This window comes from Caloramator sp. E03 (assembly GCF_006016075.1).
In the GTDB taxonomy this organism is placed as follows: domain Bacteria; phylum Bacillota; class Clostridia; order Clostridiales; family Caloramatoraceae; genus Caloramator_B.
The window spans coordinates 1131869-1153374 of the sequence record NZ_CP040093.1 but is presented as its reverse complement, the minus strand read 5'-3'; the positions used below and the strand labels follow the sequence as shown (position 1 = coordinate 1153374).

Genomic DNA, 21506 nt, shown 5'->3' with positions numbered 1-21506 from the left:
CCGGGACGGTTACTTATTTTAGATACACTCTATATGAAATATGGGGAGTGCATAGAAATAATAAATAACATAGTTATTTAATATAATAAGTAACACCCCATGACTAAGCAATAGTCACAACGAATGGATGAAAAAGTTTGTGGGTTGTCAAAGATGACAGTAACAGGAGGAACAGGAGGGACGGTTACTTATTATATTAAATAAACATAATATTTTATGGATGGTCCCCTTAATTTTGCAGATATCGTGTATGAAATAAGTAACCGTCCCTCGGATTGTCTGTAGCTTATAAAGTCAGACGAGGACTCCGTTATAATCTTTTCTTCCTGGGAAAAGAAGTGGCTATCTAAAAGCATAATAGGTAGGGAGAAAAATTCAGTTGATAATTTTGTATAGCTGAGCATAAAGCATTTTATTTATTATGTTTAATTGAATTGGCATTTATGCTCATATTGATTTTAAATTTTCCTCGTTATATAATATACCCATATAGGGTATACGGAGGTGAGAGAATGCCACTTTTTAATTATAAATGTCTTGAATGCGGTAACATTTTTGAGGAGCTTGTAAGAACTGCGGATGAAAAGGTTGCTTGTCCAAAATGCAAAAGCAATAAGGTAGAAAAGAAGCTACCACACAGATTAAATTCATCCTCATCTGTACCAGTATCGCATAAAAGCAGCTGTGGATGAGGTTCTCACTAAAAAGGCGGTGCCTTTAAATTATTATTGAGAAATTTATAAATTGAGGACTGTAAAGTATCTTTTCCAAGTAGCTTAAGAGTATAATTCTCTGGGATTTTTCCTCCGGATGACATTGCTGAGGAAAATAACCGTGGTTGGATTATTCTTTAAATAAAATTCTTTAAAAAAGTTTATTAAATTAAACAGATGATTGTATAATATCAATAATGAGTAAAAAAGTTTGTAAACCTCCCGTCCACTTTTAACGACTGGAGGTTTACAGCGAAATTTTTATATTTTAACCCTAGCAGGCCTTGAAAATCAAGGCTACCGCAACGGGTTTTAATCGAGCCATGTTGGAATTGAAACAGGTAATATCTCCCCTTCCCAACATATTTCTTTTGAGTTTTAATCGGACCATGTTGGAATTGAAACTTTCAAATTTTCAAGCGCTAATTTAAAATTTATAATGAAATATGTTTATTATTAGCCTGTAATCGAAGAAGGTTACAGGCTTTAGAATTTTTTGGATATTTAAAATATATATAGCTTGAGGATTGGTTAAATATTATTTCTTATAAGTTAATAAATAAATAACTGTCCCCACTAAACGCTAATGCTAATAAAGTTGGTATAATTTTTTTGTTTTTAGTAATGCTATCCCTTAGAAGGGTTATAATATCTTCATCAATTTTAATAAGTTAGAACCTTTAAGATTTTTATATTCTTTCTATTTAAACATACAAATTACATCTTTACATATTGAACTTATTAAAATGCATAATAAACTAAATAAAATTTAAAATTTTTATATGTGGTATAAAATAACGCATAACATGTTGAAAATAATTATATATTATGATATTATATAAAGGCAATACATAAATTTAATAGAGGAGGATAAAAATGCAAAATAATTGGCACAGCAAAACTGTAGACGAGATATCAAAGGAACTATCTGTAAGTCTTTCAGTTGGTTTGACATCAGATAAGGCAAGGGATCTTATTGAAAAATATGGTTATAACGAACTGAAAGAAAAGGAAGAGCAATCGCTTTTTCAAAAAATTTTAGATCAGTTTAAAGATTTTCTTGTTATTATTTTAATTGCTGCAAGTATTGTATCAGCTGCTATGGGAGAGATAACAGATTCAATAGTAATTATTGCGATAGTTATTATAAATGCAATACTAGGAGTAATGCAGGAGGGAAAGGCAGAAAAAGCACTTCAGGCTCTAAAAAAAATGTCATCGCCTAATGCTAAAGTTTTTAGGGATGGTAAAGTTCAAGTGCTTCCTGCAAAAATGCTTGTTCCAGGGGATGTTATAATAATTGAAGCAGGAGATATAATACCTGCTGACATTAGAATTGTTGAGAGCCATAATCTTAAAATAGAAGAATCTTCTTTAACTGGTGAATCAGTACCTGTTGAGAAGGATGCAAAAAAAGTTTTAGATAAAGATGTTAGCCTTGGAGACAGAGCTAACATGGCATATATGAGTACTACAGTTTCTTATGGAAGAGGAAAAGGTATAGTAGTAGGTACAGGCCATAAAACAGAAATTGGAAAGATAGCAGATAAAATTCAAAATATAGAGGATGAAAAGACTCCTCTTCAGCAAAAGCTTGACCAGCTTGGAAAATGGCTTGGAATTGCCTGCCTTGGTATATGTGCTGTTGTTTTTGCTGAAGGGATAATAAGGGGAGGTTCTTTAATTGAGATGTTTATGGTAGCCGTAAGTCTTGCAGTTGCGGCAATACCGGAAGGGCTTCCTGCAGTTGTTACAATTGTTCTTGCTCTTGGAATGAAGAGGATGGTAGAGAGAAATGCAATCGTTAGAAAGCTTCTTGCTGTTGAAACCTTAGGATGTGTTGATGTAATATGCTCTGATAAAACTGGAACACTAACCCAGAATGAAATGACAGTTGTAAAGGCCTATTCAGGTGGAAAATTCATAGATGTAACAGGAAAGGGTTATAATCCTGCAGGGGATTTTATAAAAGATGGAGAAAAGATAAACGTTTTAGAAATTCCTGATTTTAAGCTTTTATTTTCAATTGGAACTTTGTGCAGTGATGCATCTTTAAGCAAAAAAGATGATGGTAAGTTTGGAATTGTAGGAGATCCTACTGAAGGAGCCTTAATAGTAGTTGGGGAGAAGGCAGGACTTTTAAAAAGTGAACTTAATAATTTATATCCAAGAATTCGGGAGATTCCCTTTGATTCAGATAGAAAGATGATGACGACATTTCATGAGGAATTCATAGAAGGTATAGTATCTTTTACAAAGGGTGCACCTGATATTGTACTTGATAGATGCTCTAAGATTCATTTAAATGGTAAAGTTGTAGAATTAAATGATGATATGAGAAATGAAATAAAAAGGGCAAACAGTAGCTTTGCAAAAAGTGCCCTTCGTGTACTTGCCTTTGCATATAGAGAGTATGGTGAAATGCCTAAAATAATATCCTCTGATACTATAGAAAAGGATATGATATTCGTAGGGCTTATGGGCATGATTGATCCACCAAGGACTGAAGTTAAGGATTCAATAAGCCTTTGTAGACGTGCAGGAATAAAACCGGTTATGATAACTGGGGACTATAAGGATACAGCAGTTGCAATTGCAAAGGATTTAAAGCTTATGAATGAAGGTGACGGTGTTTTAACTGGTCATGAACTTGATAATATGTCCGATGAAGAGCTTATAAAAAGAGTTGAAACAACAAGCGTATATGCAAGGGTTTCTCCTGAACATAAGGTAAGAATTGTTGATGCTCTAAAGAAGAATGGCCACATAGCTGCTATGACCGGCGATGGAGTAAACGATGCTATGGCCCTTAAGCGTTCAGATATAGGGGTTGCTATGGGGATTACTGGAACGGATGTTGCAAAGGGAACAGCAGATATAGTTTTAACTGATGATAACTTTGCCAGCATAGTTTCTGCTGTTGAGGAAGGAAGAATAATATATAGCAATATAAGAAAGTTTGTATTTTTCTTGTTATCCTGCAACGTTGGTGAGATACTGATTGTATTTTTAAGCATGCTCTTTGGATATCCAACTCCACTTGTTCCAATACAGCTTTTGTGGCTAAACCTTGTAACTGACAGCTTCCCAGCATTAGCCCTTGGTACAGAAAAGGGAGAGCCTGATATTATGGACTTAAAGCCAAGAAGTGCAAAGGAGCCAATACTTGATAGATCAATGATAATAGGAATTGCGGTTCAAAGTATAGCACTTGTTGTTGCTGTTCTTGGTGCTTATTTTATAGGACTTAATAGATATCCAGATTATTTAACGAATCCAGAACATTTAAGCTTTGCAAGAACCTATGCCTTTGCAACATTGATTACGGCAGAACTTATAAGGTCTTACTCTAGCCGTTCAGAAAGGTTCACTATATTTAAGATAGGCGTATTTACAAATAAGATACTTGTATATGCATCTATCTTCTCATTACTTCTTTTGTTTGCTGTAATTTATATTCCATTCTTAAGACCTATATTCCAGACAGTATATCTTACCCTTTGGGATTGGACGGTAATTTTAATGTTCTGTGCAATACCCTTTGTATCCGGTGAAATTTACAAGGTTATAAAAAGAAAGATATATAGATAAGAAAAAGGCTGCAAATCGCAGCCTTTTTTTAGTTGCCCTAATATGACGATAGCTTGTCAACATATAGGGACGGTTACTTATTTAACACAAGATATAATATTTTTGATATAGGGGGGAGGATTAATAATAACTGAGTATAGATAATAAGTAACCGTCCCCCAAAAAGACATATTTTGTTTTTACCATTAGGTGGCACCTGAGGCATTGAGAATTGCCCACAAAAATCAAATATTAAAATTTAAATTAAAATAATTAAAATATATCTAGATAATTATTAAAAAAATTAATATAGATATTGAAATAATTAAACATATATATTATACTGTAAATAAGGAGGTAGAAAAATATGGCATATAAACTAATCACAAAATGCCCAGTTTGCAGCTCAAGCCTTAGAGTTAAAAGGCTTCAATGCTCAAAATGCAACACTATTATTGAAAACGATTTTGAACTTACAAGTTTTTTGAATTTAAATAGTGAGCAGCTATATTTTGCTGAAGTGTTTATAAAAAACAGAGGAAATATTAAAGATGTTGAAAAGGAGCTTGGAATTTCCTATCCAACGGTCAGGGCAAAGCTTGACGATGTGATTGAGGCCCTTGGATATTCAATTCCAAAACAAAAAAGCTCAAACAAAAGCGATATTATTAATATGCTTGAAAATGGTGAGATATCACCTGATGATGCTATAAAAATGTTAAATGAATAAGGGGGTTTTTAAAATGAGTGATGAGATTATAAGAGTTTTAAAGATGGTTGAGGAAGGAAAGATTAGCTCAGAAAAAGCTGCAGAGATAATTAATGCTTTAAAAAATAATGAAGCACTACCTGAAGTAAAAAATAATAATCAAAAAATGTTAAGAGTAAAAGTTTTATCTGAGAAAGGTGACAATGTAAATATAACTATTCCAGTGAAGTTTGTAAAATCTGTATTGAAACTTACTAAAAAACTTCCAATTGAAGTTGAAAATGAGAGCTTAAAGGATGTTGATTTTGACGAAATTATTGGAGCTATTGATTCAGGATTAGAGGGTAAAATTGTTGATATCAAATCAGATAAGGGAGATATTGTTGAGATTAGCATAGAGTAGGTGGCTATATGAAGATTATGATAAAAACCCAGGGGTTAAAATGTAAAGTCCCAATTTATATTCCAATGGCATTTGCCAAGTTAGCACTTAAAGTATATATAAAGAAGGAAACTTTTAATAAGGAAATTACAAAATATATTGAAGCTATCGATTTCGATTTACTAAACCAATCCTTTAATATTTTAAAAGAGTATAAAGGACTTAAAATAGTAGATGTTCACTCTGCCGATGGGACAGAAGTTGAAGTATGGTTATGATTTGGGGTGAAATTTATGGAAAATGCCGCAATTGAAAGAAATAATGTAGGGATAAAGGATTTGCTTCAATATAAAAGCTTTATGATTAAGCTGATAGCCTACTCAATATCAAGATTTGGAGATTCAATTGATGCAATTGCCTATGCCTGGATGGTATATGAATTAACAGGCTCAAAACTTTTGATGGAGACTTTATTTGCTGTAAACGCAGTTCCTAACATAGTATTAAGCCCCTTTGCAGGTGCTTTTGCATATATGGTTCTATGAATAAGAATTTTAAAAACTCTTAATAGTATTGGGCTTAGCATTTTTCATCTTGACATTAGATTTAAAAGCGTATATAATTTCTATATACCCTATGGGGGTATATAGAAGGAGGGATAATATGAAAAAGGTAAAGCTTTTAAAGGATAGATGCGACAGTTCACCATTTTGTGCAGCAAAAAGAGTATGTCCAGTTGCTGCCATAGAATTTAAAAAGACAGGTCTCTTTTCAGGGAATGTAGTAATAAATGAAGAAAAATGTGTGGGCTGTGGAAAGTGCGTCAATGTTTGTCCTCATGGCGCCCTAAAAATATGAAAATAAAATAAGCTGCTGATGTTAAGGCAATAATTGCAAACAAAAAACTTAAAAAACTCAATCAGCAATAAAGGGCAGATGAAATCTGCCCTTTAAATATTTTATTTTACTGATAAATAAACCTTATCTCCAACGGAGAAGTTTTCGTCATTTAAACTATCTACCTGTATTTTGCCTAAGTTTGAATTTATAAAGTAGGTAGTATAGGCTCCCTTGAATTGTTTGCTGTGAATCTTACCTTCAAATTGCCCTTTTTCTCTATTTATTATGAATTGCTCTGGGCGAAGGATTTCCTTTTTACCATCTAATTCTATTAAATTAATTCTGCCTATAAAATCTGCAACGTATATGCTCGATGGATTTTTGTAAATCTCCTGTGGCGTTCCTACCTGCTCAATTTTTCCTTCATTCATTACAACAATTCTATCTGATATACTCAATGCCTCTTCCTGATCGTGGGTTACAAAAATCATAGTTACACCAAACTTATTTTGAATATCCTTTATTTCTTCCCTCATTTTTACTCTAAGCTTTGCATCAAGATTGCTTAAAGGCTCGTCTAAAAGCAGCACTTTAGGATTTAGAATAAGTGCTCTTGCAAGGGCAACCCTTTGCATTTGTCCTCCGCTCAGTTTATTTATTTCAAAATTCTTATATTCAGAAAGCCCTACTACTTTTAGAATTTCTTCTCCTAATTTTAAAGCCTCCTGCCTGCTAATCTTTTTAAATTTCAGCCCATAAATTACGTTTTTAATAACGTTCATATTAGGGAAAAGAGCATAGTTTTGAAAAACCGTTGCTGTTGGTCTTAGGTTAGGAGGAAGATTTGTAATATTTACGCCGTCTATAAAAATTTCCCCACTGTCTACATCACAAAAACCGCCTAACATTTTTAGAGTAGTTGTTTTCCCGCAGCCGCTTGGCCCAAGAATTGATATTAATTCTCCCTTGTTTATTTTAAGGTTAAAGTTATCAACTACTGTTTTATTTCCGTATCTTTTACTTATATTATTAATGTTTACAAACATTATATCACTCCTTGGAGAATTGTAGCTTTAAAAGCGATGAAACTGAAAGGTTTATTATTATAGTAGCAAATATAATCATATTTGCTAAAACACATCCAACTCCAAGATTTCCTTCTTTTATTGCACTAAAGAGCTGAACCGTTGCAACCTCTTTGCCAGGTGAAACGAGGAATATTAAAGCACCTATAGTTACCATAGTTGAAGAAAAAATATTAACAAAGCTTGTTACAAATGCAGGCTTTAGTATAGGGAATATTATATCCTTTAGCATGTAAAAGTTATTTGCACCTAAGTCTTTAGCAGCGTTTTCAATTTCAGGGCTTTGCTGGCTTAAAACTGCAGAACCTGCCTTTGAGCTCATTGGAAGCTGCTTAAAAATGCAATTTAAAATAACTATTGAGCTTGTACCAATAAGTACTAAAGGAGGATTTTTAAAAGCTAAAATATACGCTATTCCAAACAAGGTTCCCGGCATCATATAGGGAAGAGTTGCTGTAAAATCTAAAAATGCAGCCCCTTTTAATTTATTTCTTTCAACTACATAAGATAGTAGTATTCCTATTATACTTCCTGCTATTGCAGCCGTGAAGGAATAGTAAAGACTTCTCTTAAAACTTAATAGTTTTGCCCTGTCTATTTCTTTAAAATAATCGAGTGTAAAGCCAACCTTTCCACTATTAAAAGTTGCAAAACTTCCAGCTAAAATAGTAGCATATTTTAAAATTACTATTGATACAAAAAAGAAAGTAATAAATATGATAATAGATTTAATATATATTGGCAAATTAAGATTATTTGCTTCAGAGCTGTTTGAAGAATCAACTATCTGATAGGAATATACTTTATTTTGCATCATCTGTTTCCTATAAATTATAAACAAAATAAGAGAAGGGATTAGTAAAAAAATGCTCATAGCTGAGGCTAAGGGTATATTGCTAACCCCTGTTATATTAAGATATGCTTCCGTTGCTAAAACATTAAATCCTCCTCCTATTACAATAGGTGTACCAAAGTCAGAGAGGCTTGTAACGAAGCATATAAGTGAGGCTGCTATAATACTAGACTTTGCCATAGGAATAACTATTGAGAATAATGTGCTAAGGTCGTCTCCTCCTAAATCTTTTGATGCGTTAATTAAATTCTTTTCTATTGACTTCATTGCTATAATTATTAAAAGTGCTGCCCTTGGAATATGGGCTAAAGTTTCCATAATAACAATACCAATAAAACCATAAGGATTTAAGTGAAGATGAAGAACTCTATAGGTTATAAGCCCTCTTTTACCAAAAAGTATTATAAAGGAAAGAGAGTCTACATAGGGTGGGGATATCATGCTTATAAGTAAAAGTATATATATAAATTTTTTTAAAATGCCTTTTATTTGTGTCATATAAATTGCAATAATTATAGATATGATTATTGCAAAAAAAGTAGATAAAGCTGCTACTAAAAAGCTATTGTACAAAAGTTTTGTGCTCTTTAATGTCAGCTGTTTATAGGCCTCAAGAGAAAAACGCCCATCTATAAATATGCTGTTTAAAATTACTGATATTATTGGCCATAATATAAAGGTTATTATTATTGCATATAAAAGAATAAATATTATATTTTCTTTTAATTTCGAAATAAGGGTATCTTTGTAAGATACCCTTTCATTACTATAGCTAATCATACAATCCCTCATTTATAGCTATTTTTTAATTTTTTCATTCCAAGTTTTTAGTATTTGTTCTCTGTCGCTTCCAGCTTTAAATATGTCAGCCTTCATAAGATTTTCAACCTTTGCATCCTTCATAACTTCTGGGGTTGCAATGTCGCTTCTAACAGGAAGTCTTGGGCAGAGATTTACTATAGTTTCCTGGCCCTTCTTTGATAATACCCAATCAACGAATGCCTTTGCACCATCCATATTTTCTGCACCTTTGAAGATAGCAACAGGTGCAACTGTCCATGGAATACCATCTTCAGGGAATATATTTAATACGTTATGGCCCTGTCCCTTTGCTATCTGCTCTCCATCAAGAGGTGATATACCTATTGCAACTTCTCCTGCAACTGCCTTTTGTGGAGGTTCTCCACCTCTTTGTGGGTAATATGGTATGTTTTTGTTTAAATCGCTTAAGTAGTTCCAAGTTTTGTCCTCTCCCCAAACTTGAATAAGGGATGATATTATACAAAAGCTTGTACCCGAAATATTTGGGTTTGGCATAAGTATTTCATCTTTATATACAGGATTTGTTAAATCAGCCCACTTCTTTGGAACTGGAAGTTTCTTTTCTTTTAAAACATCTTCGTTAACAACAAGTCCTGCTGTAACTATTGTCATACCAGTCCAATATCCGTCTTTATCCTTGTATGCATCTGATATGTTTGACGCTTCCTTTGATACATAACTTTCTAAAAGACCTTCCTTTGCAGCTGCCATAAATCCGTCTGCACCGCCTCCAAACCATACATCAGCGATTGGAGTTCCCTTTTGTGCTTTGGCTCTTGATAATACTTCTCCAGAGGATATATCAAGAAATTCAACTTTGATTCCTGTGTCCTTTTCAAATTCTGCAAAAATCTTTTCCTTGCTGCCCATTGCAGCAACAACTTTAAGCGTTTTGCTTTCCTTTGGTTTTTGCTCTGTTTGTGTTGCTGAAGTTTTGCTTTGACATCCAGCAATACTAAATGCAATTATTGCTGCTAAAATTAGAGATAATAGTTTCTTCATTTTCATCGTGTTTCCCCCTTTAAAGTTATTTGCCATAGTTATTTTATCATGATTAATTATTTTAAAGAACAGTAATAGAAATTTCTAATACAATGTAAAAATATTTAAATAAATAATAAATCTAATATAACATTATATTTTATGATATATTTTGTTGAGTTTATATGTATTGGAGGATTAATAATGCTTATTGATCTGCATCTTCATGAAATGAAATATTCAAGCGACAGCAAAATAACTTTACAAGAGATTATAGACAGGGCAAAGATGTTGGGATTGGATGGTATATGTATTACAAATCATGATAACAATTTTATAAGGGATGAAATAGAAGAATATTCACGAAGAAACGATTTTTTAATAATAGCAGGGGCAGAAATTTTAACTAAAGAAGGAGATGTTTTAACTTTTGTAAGGGAAAGGGTGCATATTCCCGATAATACAATTGGAGTCAATGAACTTATGGATTTTATAGATGAGAAAAAGGGTGTTGGAATAAGTGCCCATCCCTTTAGAAACAACAACAGGGGACTTGGAGATAATATAAGAAATGTTTACAATAGATTATCAGGGGTTGAGGCTTTTAATGGGAGTACTTTCCTTCATCACAATCTTTATGGGCTTGCAATGGCAAAGGAATTTGGTATTCCCTGCACTGGAGGAAGCGATGCCCATGTAATTGATAAGGTTGGGGTTTTTGCTACTTATTTTGAGGATAATATAAGGGATGAGGTGGATTTTATTGAAGCTTTAAAATCTAAAAGATTTTACCCTGCAATGCTTAAAAATAATAAATATGAAATAATCGATATGTTTGAGTAAGGCAAAAGCCTTACTTTTTTTATAGACAAGCCGAGGGACAGTTACTTATTATGTATGATACTAAACTAATTTGCTAACAAGTGAGGGACAGCCACAAATCACATAAGTGTCACCATTAAGGATGAAAACAAAATATATGGTCGGTTGTCTTAAATCAGTTTCTAAAATATCAAATATAGACAAGACTAGGAACAGTTACTTACTATTTGAAATATCATACTAACTAGGTTATGGGGCAGGGGGATGCTAATTTTTTAGGGGGTTTTGAATTTGTAATTGTTAAAATAATAAATTATATCAAAATATATAAAATAAGTAACCGTCCCTTGTAGTGCAAAGGGACGGGAGTGAGGGCAAAGTATATAGTTATTAAGGCAATTGGAGCTGACTGCAATAATTGAGAAACTGGTGGGCTGCAAATGGTGATAAGGAATTCTGTATAAATTTCCTGGCAGTATCAATGATTGCCTGGATACCATAGCCAGCCTCAAGTATATTTAGTATTTCTTCCTTTTTAAAATCATTTTGTCGACTACGAAGTATTTCTTGTTGTATACAATTGCAAACTTGCATTGGATCAAGTTTCTGGTAGATATGCAATCCATTTTCATTGGCGCTTATGGATTGACAGTTTAAAAGTAGTATAGGAACTTTTAGATTCATGTTACAGAAATCCTGGTAATTCCCAATATATAGGGTGTTAGGCGTTGGAATAAAATTATCATTATTGGGCGGAATTAGAAATTGAACACTTTCGATTCGATAATTTTTGTCTATAGAGCCATGAACATGTACTTTAAAATTTTTTTCTATTTGTTCTATTATTTTTGCTAACCAAGCCATGATGACTCCTTTCAATATCATTAGACATTTATCTGAAAATTTAGTATAAAACTCATCTAAATTTCATACTCAAATCTGATGTTTAATCAGATTTTGAGTGTTATTATTTTAACAAAAGTATAGCATCATTTATAATTTTGTACAATACAAAATTCAGAAATTTTCAACAAAGGAGGGTGGAGTTTTTTAGATAAATTTTTAAAAATAATAAAGTAAAATGGGGAAAGGAGAAAAAAATATGACATTTAAGGTTATGGGTATTACATCTGGAGAAAAGATGGAAATAGTGAAATTTTATTAAAAGAAGCTCTTTTGTACTGTCAGGAAGCAGGAGCAGAAGTAACTATGATCAACCTTAGAGATTATAATATTCTTGATTGCATAGGTTGTACAAGTTGTACACGTGGCATGGCTCAAGGAAAAATACTGGGTGCATATTAGACGACAAGGATGATAAGAAAAAAATAATGGAGGTTTTACTGGATCAAGATGGTGTTATATTCTCAATACCAACCTATGATTTGATGGCTAACTCTTTGTATTTAAGATTTGCACAAAGAAGTCTTAGTTATGAAACGGCATTTCTTGAAAAAATCCATGCAATCGAACATAAGGACAGGGTAAGTGCTTTGATTTCAGTAGGTGGTTCTACACGTTCGTGGCAATCTATGGCTTTGGAAAGTTTGCAGGCAACTATGTTTACAATCGATTTGAAAGTGATTGATATGTTTCTAGCTGAAAGAGTGCCTGCTCCAGGACAGTGTCTGCTCAATGACGCTATGATGGCACGAGCAAAGAAGGTGGGAGAAAACATCATGAAAGCAATTTCAACTCCTCCTAAAGAACGTAAATGGCTTGGAGATGAGGATATGGGATGGTGTCCAAACTGTCATTCAAATGCATTAATTCTTGGACAACCACAATGGGATGGGTTACATTTCCCTATAGAGTGTCAGGTATGTGGAGCAGGGGGAACACTTGAAAAAACGGAAGATAATAAGTGGAAGTTTGTAATAATGGAAAATGGCTTATGCCGTGATAGAACTACTGTAGAAGGTCGCGGAAAACATCTTGATGAAATTGCACATACACAGGGTGGATTCTATATGGATCCCAAAAATTTGGAGATAGTTAAAGAAAAGATTGGTAAATATAAAAATATAAAATTCAAAGAAATTTAAAAATAAGAATAGAAGGAAAGCTCATTTAAAGCTGATTTAAAGAATAAGAAATATTTCATTAGTTGCAAAAATCCATTGAGTTATTCCAGTAACAATAAGAGGTTTGACTAAACGTAAGTGGATAACAGTATTAAAAGGTATTATACTATAAGAGCAATCTTAAAAAATATATAAACTTAAGTTGGGTTATAGTAAAATTAAATGTAACTTATGTAGTGTGTTATAGATTTTACAAAATAAATTTAGTTTAGAATAAAACTCCTGCAAATAACTTAATTGCTATTTGCAGGAGTATTTTAAAGCATTTGTGAAAATTTTATTAGTAAAATCATTATATAGCTATATTCTATTCTTTTTCATAATATCATTATCAAAAAATATACTGTCAACTACCTTATTAAGAAGATTATCATAAACTACAATATTTATTCCTTTAGAAAAGTTTGCATATTCTTTATCAATTAATATGCTTGGAATATTCTTATCATCACTGCAGGTTTTTATTTTTATTTGAGTATTATTAAGGCCTATATCCTTTACTATTTTGTCCTTGCTGCTTATTTCTTCAATTATGCTGTTGTTATTTAAAATAGCGATATAATTATAATTTTCTTTTAAATTAAGCCCAATGTTTTTTAAGGAATCATCAAAATTTAAATATTTATATTCATTGCAACTTACAATTATAGTATAGTTTTTATTCTTTAGAAGATCTATATATCTTTTTATATCTGTTTCATTTCTTAATTCAATAGCAGTTCTTACCTGATTATATATTTCATAGTCTTTGTTCCACTGCTCATAGTTCTTGTCGTTTCTGTGATCGCTTAAGTCATAGTTTTCTTTTAAAAACTTTCCTAAATGAAGGGAAACTTTATCAGCACCATATATATTAAGATGTCCACCATTAGCCATGTCAGTCTTAAAATCAAAGTCTATTTTATTTAATATATTATTATAATTAATAAATGGAATACCGTTTTCCTTTGCTATTTTATCTACCATATTAAACATTTCTGCAGGTTTTTCATGCCAAATAAGTGTCTCTTTTGTGATGTTATAATCATAAGGGGCATTATTAAAAACTAATTTAAAGCCTTTTTCCTTAGATAGCTCTATAATTTTATATAAATATTTATAGGACTTTGGGGGAAGGTTTGAAACTTCTGTAGTTTGAGCATTCCATGTATTTTCCTTTCCATATTTTGTATGATCTGCATCAAAGCCCTTTGAATAGTATGTATTATTTAAATCAGGGTAAAAATCCTGCTCCGCAAGCTCCTTCCATCTACTGTGATATTTAATAATCCTAAATACATAGCTTATCCAATGGGGCCTTGGTGTACAATTTAAAATAGCTTCATATTTATTTATAGAAGGTCTCATGTTATCAAGAACATATCTAATATATCCTTCTTCGCCAAAATTACGTATAAGCCCTAAGTAATATAAATCAACAACTACTATTGGATTTTTTTGCTTTTTAAGTACCTCTTTTAAAAGATAATAAGTAACATCAATAGGCTGTCCACCTGTAGCATAGTTAAAACTTGTTATTCCATATTCATTCCATAAAACATTTGGGTTAATAGTACTATGCATGTGGCTTGAGCCCATTAAAACTACATCATATTGCTCATTTGTAGCATAAAGCCCTTGGTAGAGTTTAGCTCCATGATCCGTCTTTATCGTAAATATGGAACCCAAAAGATATATTAAAATTAATAAAATTATAGAAAAAATAGTTGCTTTATAAAAGGCTTTTTTAATCACTTATTTTCCTCCTAAAACTGAGAATAAATAAACTGCTTAGCACTATAGGCAGGTCCATATATTCCAAAGATTAATAAAACTAAGATTGCTGCAAAATATAAAGCCCATCTGAATGCACTGTTTTGTTTTGATAGTTCATGACGGAGACTTTTATTTCTTTGTAGTATGTTGATAATTAAAATTACGGCTATTCCAAGTAGAGCTATAAAAAAGTCTTTAGAATCCAATCCTAATTTATATATATCCCCATTTATAAATACAAAGGGATTAAAATAATTCATATTTTTTATAATCATTTTTGCCTTTGAAAAGGAATCGGCTTTAAAAAATATCCATGCAAAATCAACTAAAATAAAGGTAATAATTATTTGAAAGAGTTTGTAGCTAAAAGTATTAGTTTTTATATCAAGTTTTTTAATAATACTTTTTTTAACAGGTTTTAAAAGATCTGAAAGTATTAAATAAATCCCGTGAAGAGCACCCCAGATTATAAAGTTAACAGCAGCGCCGTGCCAAAGCCCACTAACTAAAAAGACAATCATAATATTAATATAATTTCTTAATTTGCTACATCTGCTTCCTCCTAATGGGATATATAGGTAGTCTCTAAACCAAGTGCTAAGAGAAATGTGCCATCTTCTCCAAAATTCCTTTATGGATTTTGAAAAGTACGACCTTTCAAAGTTTTTATATAGTCTAATTCCTAAAATCTCTGCTATTCCTCTTGCAATGTCTGAATATCCGCAAAAGTCACAGTATATTTGAAAGGCGAAAAATATATTCGCAGTAATTATCTCAAAGCCTTTAAATTTAGAAGGATCATTATATACAGTGTTCACTAAAATGGCTAATCTGTCTGCAACAAAAAGCTTTTGAAAAAATCCCCAAAGCATAAGAAGTAAGCCATTCTTAATTCTATCATAATTAAAGGAGTAAGTTTCATCGAATTGGTGCAGCAAGTGCTTTGATTTTCCTATGGGACCTGCTATAACTTGTGGGAAAAAGGATACAAATAGAGCGTATTTTCCCAAATTCCTTTGAACCTTAACATCCTTTCGGTATACATCAATGGTATAGCTTAAGGCTTGAAATGTATAAAAGGAAATACCAAGGGGAAGAAGATAGTTAAATTTAGTTGTATTATATGAGATATTAAAATTAGAAAGAAATTTTTGCATAAGACTATTAAAAAAATTACTGTATTTAAATACAAACAATATTCCTAAGTTGATTGCAAAACTTAAAAATACCCATGTCTTTTTTAGCCAATGACGTTTTCTTTCATCTTTAATATTGTCTGTTCTTTCAATTAAAATACCACTTAAATATGTAACTAATGTGGATATAACTAAAAATATCGTATATTTTATGCTGTAGCTCATATAAAAAATATAGCTTGAAATAAGTAACCAAATCCATCTAAACCTTTTAGGTATGATAAAATATATGAAAACAACAAAAGGGAAAAAAACTGCAAAATCAACCGAATTAAAAAGCAAACAAAAATACCTCCCTAAATAATTTAATTTGTTTATGTATACCATAAGCAAATTTTAAAACGCATTTATAAATAATGCTAATGAAATTATATACTTATTATTTATTAAAATCAATGAGAGAGCTAATGAAGAAATCAAGGGACGGTTAATTATTTTTCATACCATTTTTTCTTTTGTTTTTTAAGAATAGTGTTTTTAGTTTTGTAGTTTTTGTAGTTTTGGGACGGTTAGTGTGAAAATGTCCATTTACAAAAAAGAAAAAAAGTTCAAGTTAAGGGACGGTTACTTATTTTATACACAATATCTGCAAAATCAGGGGGACATGTGTAAAATATTATGTCTATTATTTAATATAATAAGTAACCGTCCCTTCTGTTACCTTTGAAAAACCACAAACTTTTTCATTCCGTCGTTGTGGCTACTTTTAGTCATGACCTGTTACTTATTTCCCTTCCAATATTTACAGTTTGATGAATAATACGAATAGAACCACCTCCTACTTGGAAAAATAATACTAAAAATATAATCTAAGTCGGAGGTGTTTTGTTATGCCAAGAATGGCAAGAATGAAGTCATTTGATTGCATCTATCATGTTATGGTTAAAAGCATTGTTGAGGCCCCTCTTTTTAAAGACGATGATGATAAAATAAAGTTTATGGAATTTGTTAAAAAATCTCAGGAACAGTTCGAGTTTAAAGTTTATTCCTACTGTCTTATGGATAACCACGCCCACTTCATAATAGACGCAAATGGTGCGGACATATCGAAGATAATGCACTTTATCAACTACAAATATGCAATCTATTACAACAAAAGGCACCAAAGAATAGGGCACCTTTTCCACGATAGATTTAAAAGCCTTATAGTTGATAATGACAGATATCTTTTTGCCTTAACAGCCTACGTTCACTTTAACGCAACGGATATAAAGGGCTATGAAACAACTCCACAGGATTATCGCTTTTCATCTTTGGGGATATTTTTAGCAGAAAAGAAAGATGAGTTTGAACTTATAGATGACAGCTTTATACTTTCAATGTTTAGTCTTAAGGAAGCAGCTGCACGAGCAATGTATCGTGATTTTATATTTAAAGTAAAAAGTGTAATTGATGCAAAGAAGGAGGAGTTTAAAAATGAGCCTACGGAATACAGGAGTATGAGAAGGGTACTTGTAAGGGACTTATCCCCTGAGAAGATAATAGAGATAATATCAGAAAGGTTTAATATAGACAAATTAATGCTTAAGATAAAAAGGGCAAAGGGAGCGAAGGAGGCAAAGGCGATACTTTGTTTTGTATTAAGGAAGTTTTGTGATTTAAAATGCTCTGATATATGCAAGATACTTGGCAGTATAGGGCAAGCGAACGTATCGAGGCTATGCTCTTTAGGGGCTGAGCTTATAAAGGAGGAGAGGTATAGAGCAATAGCGGAGGAGGTACTGACTGTAGGTTCATGAGTATTGTAATATTATAAATCAAAAATAACTATTTGGTTTAAAAAACGTGTAAGCTCTTAATGATATCATTTTAAATTTGAAAATACAATAAAAATAAAGAATAAAATTGGACACTTAAATTGCAATAATAAATGCAACACTCTGTGAAAAATCATGTAGTATAAGGACTAAAAATAGTCAAAATAGCCTTAAATCCATCTTAATTATCAATCTATATGTCACGCAGGGGTATGTCAAGGGCTGCGTAGCAGGCGTAGCTTTACCCTTGACATACCACAAGTGGCATCTACAATATTCATAATATGATTTAGGCTATTTTTAATAATTCCTCGTAAAAAAATTTTCAGGAGTTTTGTAATTTAGTAATTTTCGTGGGAGTGTATTCATCCAATTTTGAATTCTTTTAATGGTATCAATAGATATATCCTTTATACTCTTTCCCTTAGGGATAAAACGACGTATAAGACCATTATGTCGTTCGTTAGTTCCTCTTTCAAAAGAAGAAAAGGGATGGGTATAATATACCTCAACATCATATTTTTTAAGAATGAATTGTAAATTACTAAATTCAACTCCATTATCTGCCGTAATACTCTTGAAAATCTTTTTAAAATTATCCTTATATACTTCCATAAGTCTCTTTATAGAATCATCAACAGACTTAGCATCTTTATTATCTAAAAGCATTATTATTTCATAACGGGATTTACGTTCTGTTAAAGTTAAAAGAGCTTTATCGCCTGATTTTTTACCTATAACAGTATCTATTTCCCAATGTCCAAATTCTTGACGAGAATTAATTTGTTCAGGCCTTAAATCAATACTTTTACCTAAAAGGCGTTTGTTCTCCCTAATTCTTTTCTTTTTAGGTTTTAAATGTGTTTTTAAAGGTAAATCTATATTACGTATAGATAAAAATCCTCTATCAATATAGTTATATAAGGTCTTAGTTGAAACAATGAACTCATCTTTCCAAGAAGGATCAGTTTTGCAATAACCAACGACAGTATCAACAGACCAATTATTTTTACGGATTTTTTCTTCTGCAAATTTTATAAAGGTTTCTACTTTAGCCAATTTAATTTTTGCTCCGCAATTTGAGCGGTGATTTTTATAGACAGCTTGCCCAGTTTCAGGGAAATAACTTGAATAATAAGATAAATCACTTTTTAATTGTGATACAGTACCACGTTTAATTTCACGGCTTATAGTACTTGGACTTCGTCCTAATTTTTTAGCAATATAACGAATACTTTTACCTTCTTTAAGCAAGGCAAAAATTTCTCCACGTTCATAAGATTTCAGATGTTTAAAAGAACGTATAGGTGTGTTATAATTATTTTTATGAACCATAGTGAAAACCTCCTGTATGTTTGGATTTGTCACCTATATCATACATGATTTTCACTATGGTTTAAATATTTTTTACCTGTTGCATTTAATTATACAATGAATCAATAAAATTGGACAAGCTATCTTATAAGAACTAATTTTTATAATAAAAATATAAATTTATCTAAAGAGTGAGTTGCTTATGAATATATAAATAATAAATAATACCATTCCAAAGATCTAAATTTAGTTATCAAACTGTAATCTCATAACATTTACTATATGTGTTTTTGCTGCAAATGTCATATCAACTTCTTTAATCTTTTTATATCCTAAGCTAGACCAAAACTTTATAGCTCTATAGTTATCTTGGATTACTTAAAGCTTTATGTACAATTTTTCCCAGTTCTTTACCTCTTTCATCTGGTTCAATTAATAGTAAACCAAGCATCCATTCACTTATAGTTGGGAAATCTTTCACAATGTCAACTATACCCGCAAGTTTGTTATCATGTCCGAATATTCCTAAAACATATTTATCTTCATAATTTTTGCTTGGTGGTAAAACCATAAATATTTCATCTATATCTTTTTTATCTGGTAATACTCCTTCAACTAAAAGATAATAATCGGAACATTTCTTACATAATTCTTCAACAATCTTATATTCATCAATACAAAGTGACTTAATCTTATATCCATTTATTAGATTAATATTAATAGTTTTCATAATATATTCTCCTATTTAACTAATTAGTTTTGTTAAGTTATATGATATTTGAATTTCATCTCCCCTTTGAGTTATCTTATATATAGCGAAAAACAAAATACCTCCCAAGGAGAGATGAAATTATGTGCAAATCATTGAATAAAATTTCATATCCAAGATGCCATAGTTCTAATCTTTATCGCTTTGGGAAAGACAAAGCAGGTAATCAAAAATATCAATGTAAAGACTGTAGACGTCAGTTTACTCTTGAAGATTATAGGGGCAAGAAAAATCGTGTATTGAGAGGGTATCCTCGTTGTCCTGTTTGTGGTAGTGGTACTTATTTGCACCATGATTATGAGTACTATTCCCATTATACTTGCAATTCTAAAAAATGTGGTCATTCTATTTATGTTGCAAAACCTATTAATATACCCTCTGCATCTTGTGAATTAATTAAAGGAAAAACAGATTTTAAAAGAATGAGATTTCCATTATTTTTAATTCTTACTGCACTTAACCTCTATTATCTAAATGGTTCTTCAACAAGAAGAATATCTCAATTTTTTAAACTAACCTACAATGTCAAAGTTTCTCATGTAACTATTGCATCTTGGTGCAAAAAATTTGCTCCAATTTTTCTAAGTATAGCTAATAGACTTACTGAAAATCTTGATTTAAGTGCATCTGATGAATGGCATGCCGACGAAACTGTTGTTTTTATTAATGGTAAAAAACATTATCTTTGGTTAATTATAGATTCAGAAACCAGAATGGTTCTTGGTTTTAATTTATCTCCTTCAAGAGATGCTTCTCAAGCTTTTTCCTTGTTTAAATCTGCAAGTAAGTTTGGATGTCCATCAGCTATTGTGACCGATAGATTAGGCTCATATAATCTTGCTACTAAAACTATTTTTAATTCTTCAAAACACATAAAAGTTCAATCATTTAAAGATGATATATCCAACAACTTGCTAGAAGCTTTTAATGATACATTTAAAGACTGGTATAAACGTAAAAGAGGCTTTAAATCATTTGAAAGTGCAAACACTCTAATAGCAATGTTTATTTTCCATTATAATTTTTTAAGACCTCACTATTCTTTAAACAATCTAACTCCTGCACAAGTTGCTGGTATTTTAATTGATGAAAAAAATATTAATAACTGGCTTCTGTCTGCTTAATTCTCAAATAAACCATATATTCTTAACACACCTACATTTTAAGTTTTAAGTAGGTGCCTTCGGCATGCCTTTTTTTGATAAATCCAGTATTATTAAACTTTATTAATTTAGATTACATAAAAAGCTGTGTAATTTTGTGTAATTATATGTATAACTACGCTATTTTTTCATATTTACTTAACACAATCAACTAATTTTAATGCAAATAAATTATAAATATTTTACTGTGCTAATTTAGTATAGCATAAAGAGATACTATTTTAACTAAGTATTATTGCTTTTGAAATAATAAACTTAAATAAATGAAATATTATGTTTAAATATTTTAACTTTGATTTATCTTTAATACAGTTATATTATTGTTATTAGAAATTTGAAAAAGTCCTATGTAGTATTTATGTAACAAAAGCAAGTCAATCTTCTAATCTTCAAATTTTATGATTCTTGATTTTTATTATTAAGACTATCTATAAAAATCATGGAATAAAAGGTTTTCTTTTTCATTAATACACTATTTTTTCTTAAACAAATTTATTAAAAAAATTTAAGGCATAATAAGTAACCGTCCCATATTTTAATAATTCCTTTAGCAGGAAATTAATTATTTATATAGAAAATAATAGTAACATAATGGATTAGATGAATAGGGTATTAACAACGATTTGTTTTAGATTAAGAATTATTTAGGCAAGGATTTTATCCTAAGAGTATGTCTGTTATATAAGTAATT

The 21506-nt window shown here is 31.1% G+C and carries 18 protein-coding genes and 1 pseudogene; 11 read left to right on the top strand and 8 right to left on the bottom strand.

The features are described 5' to 3' along the window. The first annotated feature begins 512 nt into the window (after positions 1-512). The 7 genes from FDN13_RS05820 (at position 513) to FDN13_RS05790 (ending at position 6232) form a co-directional block, all read left to right on the top strand. Positions 513-692 (top strand): FmdB family zinc ribbon protein, encoded by a 180-nt coding sequence (locus FDN13_RS05820; protein ID WP_138979335.1) that lies wholly within the window; start codon positions 513-515, stop codon positions 690-692. Between the two features lie 897 nt (positions 693-1589). After that, positions 1590-4304 (top strand): calcium-translocating P-type ATPase, SERCA-type, encoded by a 2715-nt coding sequence (locus FDN13_RS05815; protein ID WP_138979334.1) that lies wholly within the window; start codon positions 1590-1592, stop codon positions 4302-4304. A gap of 346 nt (positions 4305-4650) precedes the next feature. After that, positions 4651-5013: a DUF2089 domain-containing protein gene (locus tag FDN13_RS05810; protein ID WP_138979333.1), complete on the top strand. Its 363-nt coding sequence runs from the start codon at positions 4651-4653 to the stop codon at positions 5011-5013. A gap of 13 nt (positions 5014-5026) precedes the next feature. Further along, positions 5027-5395 carry an SHOCT-like domain-containing protein gene (locus tag FDN13_RS05805; RefSeq protein ID WP_138979332.1) on the top strand — a complete coding sequence of 123 codons (369 nt, stop codon included), beginning with the start codon at positions 5027-5029 and terminating at the stop codon, positions 5393-5395. A gap of 8 nt (positions 5396-5403) precedes the next feature. Then, the gene (locus tag FDN13_RS05800) at positions 5404-5652 is read left to right on the top strand and encodes a hypothetical protein (RefSeq protein ID WP_138979331.1); all 249 of its coding nucleotides are present in this window, start codon (positions 5404-5406) and stop codon (positions 5650-5652) included. A gap of 15 nt (positions 5653-5667) precedes the next feature. Beyond that, positions 5668-5919, top strand: coding sequence for an MFS transporter (locus FDN13_RS05795; protein WP_138979330.1), 252 nt, complete (start codon positions 5668-5670; stop codon positions 5917-5919). A 118-nt stretch (positions 5920-6037) separates the two neighbouring features. After that, positions 6038-6232: a 4Fe-4S binding protein gene (locus FDN13_RS05790; RefSeq protein WP_138979329.1), complete on the top strand. Its 195-nt coding sequence runs from the start codon at positions 6038-6040 to the stop codon at positions 6230-6232. Positions 6233-6333: 101 nt separating this feature from the next. Here the strand turns inward: FDN13_RS05790 and FDN13_RS05785 are convergent, their stop codons facing one another. Genes FDN13_RS05785 through FDN13_RS05775 form a run of 3 tightly spaced genes read right to left on the bottom strand, consistent with a single transcriptional unit; the run spans position 6334 to position 9982 of the window. Beyond that, positions 6334-7260: an ABC transporter ATP-binding protein gene (locus FDN13_RS05785; RefSeq protein ID WP_138979328.1), complete on the bottom strand. Its 927-nt coding sequence runs from the start codon at positions 7258-7260 to the stop codon at positions 6334-6336. Positions 7261-7264: 4 nt separating this feature from the next. Beyond that, positions 7265-8932 (bottom strand): ABC transporter permease, encoded by a 1668-nt coding sequence (locus FDN13_RS05780; protein ID WP_168190090.1) that lies wholly within the window; start codon positions 8930-8932, stop codon positions 7265-7267. An 18-nt stretch (positions 8933-8950) separates the two neighbouring features. Further along, on the bottom strand, positions 8951-9982 hold the full coding sequence (locus FDN13_RS05775; protein WP_168190089.1) for an ABC transporter substrate-binding protein: 1032 nt from the start codon (positions 9980-9982) through the stop codon (positions 8951-8953). 177 nt (positions 9983-10159) lie between these two features. Between FDN13_RS05775 and FDN13_RS05770 the strand changes: the two genes are divergently transcribed. Further along, the gene (locus tag FDN13_RS05770) at positions 10160-10798 is read left to right on the top strand and encodes a PHP domain-containing protein (RefSeq protein WP_138979325.1); all 639 of its coding nucleotides are present in this window, start codon (positions 10160-10162) and stop codon (positions 10796-10798) included. 369 nt (positions 10799-11167) lie between these two features. Here FDN13_RS05770 and FDN13_RS05765 read toward each other — a convergent pair whose 3' ends face one another. Continuing rightward, positions 11168-11641: a hypothetical protein gene (locus tag FDN13_RS05765; RefSeq protein WP_168190088.1), complete on the bottom strand. Its 474-nt coding sequence runs from the start codon at positions 11639-11641 to the stop codon at positions 11168-11170. Between the two features lie 238 nt (positions 11642-11879). On the opposite strand from FDN13_RS05765, the pseudogene FDN13_RS05760 reads away from it, so the two are divergent. Continuing rightward, positions 11880-12822: pseudogene (locus FDN13_RS05760) on the top strand (flavodoxin family protein). A gap of 339 nt (positions 12823-13161) precedes the next feature. Here FDN13_RS05760 and FDN13_RS05755 read toward each other — a convergent pair. Together FDN13_RS05755 and FDN13_RS05750 are read right to left on the bottom strand one after the other, a co-directional pair. After that, positions 13162-14595, bottom strand: coding sequence for a hypothetical protein (locus FDN13_RS05755; RefSeq protein ID WP_138979323.1), 1434 nt, complete (start codon positions 14593-14595; stop codon positions 13162-13164). An 11-nt stretch (positions 14596-14606) separates the two neighbouring features. Then, positions 14607-16094: an MBOAT family O-acyltransferase gene (locus FDN13_RS05750; protein ID WP_138979322.1), complete on the bottom strand. Its 1488-nt coding sequence runs from the start codon at positions 16092-16094 to the stop codon at positions 14607-14609. 548 nt (positions 16095-16642) lie between these two features. Between FDN13_RS05750 and FDN13_RS05745 the strand changes: the two genes are divergently transcribed. Beyond that, complete coding sequence (locus FDN13_RS05745) at positions 16643-17551, top strand: transposase (RefSeq protein ID WP_138979321.1); 909 nt, start codon at positions 16643-16645, stop codon at positions 17549-17551. Between the two features lie 318 nt (positions 17552-17869). Here the strand turns inward: FDN13_RS05745 and FDN13_RS05740 are convergent, their stop codons facing one another. Both FDN13_RS05740 and FDN13_RS05735 read right to left on the bottom strand, forming a co-directional pair. Further along, positions 17870-18904: an IS30 family transposase gene (locus tag FDN13_RS05740; RefSeq protein WP_138979320.1), complete on the bottom strand. Its 1035-nt coding sequence runs from the start codon at positions 18902-18904 to the stop codon at positions 17870-17872. A gap of 343 nt (positions 18905-19247) precedes the next feature. Further along, complete coding sequence (locus tag FDN13_RS05735; protein WP_243120272.1) at positions 19248-19613, bottom strand: GNAT family N-acetyltransferase; 366 nt, start codon at positions 19611-19613, stop codon at positions 19248-19250. Positions 19614-19735: 122 nt separating this feature from the next. Here FDN13_RS05735 and FDN13_RS05730 point away from each other — a divergent pair, with 122 nt between their 5' ends. Further along, complete coding sequence (locus FDN13_RS05730; protein ID WP_138979319.1) at positions 19736-20776, top strand: IS6 family transposase; 1041 nt, start codon at positions 19736-19738, stop codon at positions 20774-20776. Positions 20777-21506: the final 730 nt, after the last annotated feature.